General features: G+C 66.1%; 6 protein-coding genes. 5 read left to right on the top strand and 1 reads right to left on the bottom strand.

Features of this window, described 5'->3' with window-relative positions:
• Positions 1-112: 112 nt before the first annotated feature.
• Positions 113-721 (bottom strand): hypothetical protein, encoded by a 609-nt coding sequence (locus H7965_RS29025; protein ID WP_186773978.1) that lies wholly within the window; start codon positions 719-721, stop codon positions 113-115.
• Between the two features lie 95 nt (positions 722-816).
• Here H7965_RS29025 and H7965_RS29020 point away from each other — a divergent pair, with 95 nt between their 5' ends.
• The 5 genes from H7965_RS29020 to H7965_RS29000 all read left to right on the top strand — a co-directional run bounded on the left by H7965_RS29020 (position 817) and on the right by H7965_RS29000 (position 3801).
• Positions 817-1032 carry a hypothetical protein gene (locus H7965_RS29020; protein WP_186773977.1) on the top strand — a complete coding sequence of 72 codons (216 nt, stop codon included), beginning with the start codon at positions 817-819 and terminating at the stop codon, positions 1030-1032.
• Positions 1029-1529 (top strand): DUF2924 domain-containing protein, encoded by a 501-nt coding sequence (locus tag H7965_RS29015; protein WP_186773976.1) that lies wholly within the window; start codon positions 1029-1031, stop codon positions 1527-1529. Before H7965_RS29020 ends, H7965_RS29015 begins: the two co-directional genes overlap by 4 nt.
• Positions 1526-2896: a recombinase family protein gene (locus tag H7965_RS29010; protein WP_186773975.1), complete on the top strand. Its 1371-nt coding sequence runs from the start codon at positions 1526-1528 to the stop codon at positions 2894-2896. The genes H7965_RS29015 and H7965_RS29010 overlap by 4 nt, the downstream gene beginning before the upstream one ends.
• On the top strand, positions 2893-3204 hold the full coding sequence (locus H7965_RS29005) for a hypothetical protein (RefSeq protein WP_229682865.1): 312 nt from the start codon (positions 2893-2895) through the stop codon (positions 3202-3204). Before H7965_RS29010 ends, H7965_RS29005 begins: the two co-directional genes overlap by 4 nt.
• A 198-nt stretch (positions 3205-3402) precedes the next feature.
• On the top strand, positions 3403-3801 hold the full coding sequence (locus H7965_RS29000; RefSeq protein ID WP_186773974.1) for a type I restriction endonuclease: 399 nt from the start codon (positions 3403-3405) through the stop codon (positions 3799-3801).
• Positions 3802-3961: the final 160 nt, after the last annotated feature.

Genomic DNA, 3961 nt, shown 5'->3' with positions numbered 1-3961 from the left:
GCAGGCGGCACGTCTTCCCGGATCATCAGCGCCGGCATGGTCCGTCCCCAGATGCCATGCCAGCCGATGAATCACGCCCGACCGCGTCGGATCAAACCCCAGAGCCAGACCTTCAGCCGCTTGGTATCAGGCCGGTGCGCACGTGCTCGGCGTGCTGCTCCAGCAACGCCACGACGACATCCGGATCCAGATGCACGACCTGGTCTGCCGTCAGCCGATGGCCCACAGGCTGCGCATTGCAGGACCCGGTCGGTACCTCCCCCGTGGCGAGGCTGTAGAGGGCTGGGTCCGGCGACTGCCGCGACGCCTGAACGGCGCAGAAGTGCAAGCTGTGCACCTCGACCACATCTTTCTCGTAGTTGAACCGGCAGTCGGCTGCCCAGGCGCCGGGGATCGGCCGTGGCGCGACAGTCAGCTCGGGTTCTGTTTGGACTCCGGACAGATAGAACTCGCCTTGTGTCATCCGACGCCGAAAGTCTCGCTCCAAGGCATCCCAGGCTGCATACAGCAGCGTGTGGTCGGGCGGCCCCATCTTCCAGCGCGTGCTGGAGGGCGTTGTGAGTTCCGCGTCGGCGCAAAGCCTCGCGCCCAAGAACCCTGCCATTTCGTAGGGGGTGAACTGACGTTCGTGCGTGCGCACGGCGTCGACCAGGGCAGGATCAGACCAGGCGACCAGCGCCTCAGCCAGCGGCAATTTGCTGGCCAACGATTCGGTGCTCATGCAGTGCACCATACTCGCAACAACTACGATTCCGCAGGTTTTTGCGGGCGCCTGCGGGGTGCGGCGAAGATGTCCGATCGCTGGGACCGGTTCGCATGATCACCCCCACCGCTCCAGCCCTCCGCCACCTCCCGCCGCACCTCCGCGAGGTCTGCGCCATCCTGGCCACCAGTCTGGTGCGGCTACGGCGCCGCACGGCCGAGGATCTCGCCCGCGACGCCGCCATGGCCGGGGAGTTGGGAGAGAGTTCGCTACACTATACCGCCCGGCAGAGCGTGCATGCGGCCCCCAGAGAAAGGGCCTCCGCATGACCCGACGCGCCTTGCCGCAGCTGCAGCCCGCGGCACCAACCATTCCGAAGATCCCGCCTGCTGACGTCCTTGGTAGGCTCGCCGCCTTGCAGGCTCTACCCACGGCGGCGCTGAAGCAGCAGTGGCGGGAGCTATTTGGTAAGGAGCCGCCGCCCTTCAACCGGGCCTACATTCAGAGCCGCCTCGCCTATCGGATCCAGGAACTGGCCTACGGTGGTCTGAAGCCGGAGACCCGGGCCCGCCTGGAGGCGCTGGGCGAGCAGCTGGACGGCGGCAACGTGGTGCTTCGCCGGATCCGCGCTGACAGCCGGCCGCTGCCCGGCACGCGGCTGGTGCGCGAGTACGACGGCGTGCAGCACGTGGTGACGGTCCGCGCCGACGACTTCGAATTCGAGGGCCGACCCTATCGGTCGCTCTCCGCCATCGCCCGCCACATCACCGGCACGCGTTGGAACGGCTGGACCTTCTTCGGGCTCAAGGGGAGGCCCGGGGCATGAGCCGCCGGAGGCTGCCCGACGGCGCCATGCCCGCATCCGTGAAGAAACTCCGCTGTGCGGTGTACACCCGCAAGAGCACGGACGAGGGGCTCGACAAGGAATTCAACACCCTCGACGCCCAGCGCGAGGCCTGCGAGGCCTGCGAGGCCTACGAGGCCTACGTCGCCTCGCAGCGCGCCGAGGGCTGGGTCCTGGTCCGCGACCGCTACGATGACGGCGGCTTCTCCGGAGGTACACTGGAGCGGCCGGCGCTGAAGCGGCTGCTGGCCGACATCCAGGCCGACCTCGTCGACGTCATCGTCGTCTACAAAATTGATCGGCTCAGCCGGTCACTCATGGATTTCGCCAAGCTGGTGGAGGTGATGGACGCGCATGGCGTGACCTTCGTCTCCGTCACGCAGTCATTCAACACCACGACCAGCATGGGCCGGTTGACGCTGAACATCCTGCTCAGCTTTGCGCAGTTCGAGCGGGAGGTCATCGGCGAGCGGATCCGCGACAAATTCGCGGCGTCCCGCGCCCGCGGCATGTGGATGGGAGGCAAGGTGCCGCTCGGCTACGACGTCGTTGCCCGCAAGCTGGTGGTGAACGAGGGTGAGGCACCGCGAGTGCGCCGGGTGTTCGAGATCTTCGCCGAGACGGGATCAGGGATCGAGACGGTGAAGCGCCTTCGAGAGGAGGGCGCCACCAGCAAGGCTGGCCGGCCGCTCGACAAGGGCGATGTGTATAAGCTGCTGAACAACCGTACCTATGTCGGGGAGGCCGCGCACAAAGAGAACATCTATCCCGGCGAGCACCAGGGCATCGTGCCGCGGGAGCTATGGGACCGGGCGCATGCCGTGCTCCAGATTAGCCCGCGGGTTCGCGCCAATCAGAACCGGGCACAGACGCCGGCGCTGCTGAAGGGGTTGATCTTTGGGGTAGACGGCCGGGCGCTGTCCCCGACCCACGCCCGGAAGAACGGCCGGCTCTACCGGTACTATGTGGCGCAGCGCGTGCTGAAGGGTGATGCGGCCGGCGACGACAGCATCGTGCGCCGGGTGTCGGCCGCGGAGATCGAGGCGGCGGTGGTGGACCAGGTGCGGGCGCTGCTGCGGCAGCCGGAGGTGGTCGTCGGCACCTGGCGGGCGGCGCGGGCCGAGGCGCCAGAGATCACCGAGAACGAGGTTCGGGAGGCGCTGCTCCGGCTCGACCCGCTATGGGGGGAGCTCTTCCCTGCGGAGCAGGCGCGAATTGTCCGGGCTCTGGTGGAGCGCGTGGTGGCCGGTCCCGCCGGCGCCGACATTCGCCTCCGTGTGGAGGGGCTGGCCGGGCTGGTCCGGGATCTCACGGCCATCGCGCCCGACGCCCTGAGGCCGGTGGCATGACCGTGGCGACCAGCATCACCGTCCGGGTGCCACTGACCATCCGCCACCAGCCAGGGCGGAAGACCGTGGTCACGCCGGTACGGGACGGGCGCGAGGGCGCCATCCCGACGCGAGCCGATCCGGCGCTGCTGAGGGCGCTGGCGCGGGCGTTCCGGTATCAGCGCTTCCTGGACGAGGGGCGATATGCGTCGATCAGCGAAATGGCGGCGGCAGAGCGAATCGAACGGGGGGTATCTCGGGACACTGTTGCGGCTGACATTGTTGGCGCCGGTCTTCGTGGAGGCCATCTTGGATGGGCAGCGCCTTGAGGGTCTTAGCCTACCGCGTCTTCTTGGTGCCATGCCTGCTATCTGGGCAAATCAGCATGCAACTATTGTAGGCGGATGATCCGATCGGTGCCCCTTCGCGTGTCGGAACGGATGACAGTCAGCATGTTTCCAGGCACGATAAGGTGCGATAAGACGCTTCCGGCTCTGGCTGGGGGTCTGCCGGAGTTTATTGTATTCATGTCGCCTGCTGCTGCCCCGCCAGCCACCGCTGCCGGTCCTTTGACTGTGGCACTCCGCTTGGTTGCCGACCGTATTCCCCGGTTGCGCATCCAGGAAGGTCGGATCTCAGAGCAGGACACCAAGCGCATTCTCATCACGCCGGCCGTCGAGGCTCTGGGTTGGGACATCCTCGACATTGATAAGGTCCGCAACGAGTACCGGCATAATTCGGCAGACAATCCTGTCGACTACGCCTTGTTCTTGAACCGATCACCGGTGCTCTTCGTCGAGGCGAAGCCACTTGGTCACTCCCTCAATGACCGGAAGTGGATCGTGCAGACCATCAACTATGCCAATGCTGCCGGCGTGGACTGGTGCGTGCTGACCAACGGTGCCGAGTGGCGAATATATATATAAGAGCCCATCCGAAAAGGAATTGAGTTACCTGAATCGGATGTGATTCCCTTCTCCTGCGGGCGATTTGTGGGGAAGCAGGATGGCGTGGACAGCGGAGCATCGGCGTGCGGCGGATCGGCGCGGGCTGCGCTACCCCTCCGATCTGACGGATGCCGAATGG

It is taken from the genome of Siccirubricoccus deserti (assembly GCF_014283215.1).
In the GTDB taxonomy this organism is placed as follows: Bacteria; Pseudomonadota; Alphaproteobacteria; order Acetobacterales; family Acetobacteraceae; genus Siccirubricoccus; species Siccirubricoccus deserti.
The sequence above is the reverse complement of the archived record's forward strand: the minus strand, read 5'-3'. Positions and strand labels throughout refer to the sequence as shown.

Bases quoted from the DNA above. Each gene is read 5' to 3' on its own strand.
- H7965_RS29025 (WP_186773978.1), bottom strand. From the start codon at position 721: ATGAGCACCGAATCGTTGGCCAGCAAATTGCCGCTGGCTGAGGCGCTG.
- H7965_RS29020 (WP_186773977.1), top strand. From the start codon at position 817: ATGATCACCCCCACCGCTCCAGCCCTCCGCCACCTCCCGCCGCACCTC.
- H7965_RS29015 (WP_186773976.1), top strand. From the start codon at position 1,029: ATGACCCGACGCGCCTTGCCGCAGCTGCAGCCCGCGGCACCAACCATT.
- H7965_RS29010 (WP_186773975.1), top strand. From the start codon at position 1,526: ATGAGCCGCCGGAGGCTGCCCGACGGCGCCATGCCCGCATCCGTGAAG.
- H7965_RS29005 (WP_229682865.1), top strand. From the start codon at position 2,893: ATGACCGTGGCGACCAGCATCACCGTCCGGGTGCCACTGACCATCCGC.
- H7965_RS29000 (WP_186773974.1), top strand. From the start codon at position 3,403: ATGTCGCCTGCTGCTGCCCCGCCAGCCACCGCTGCCGGTCCTTTGACT.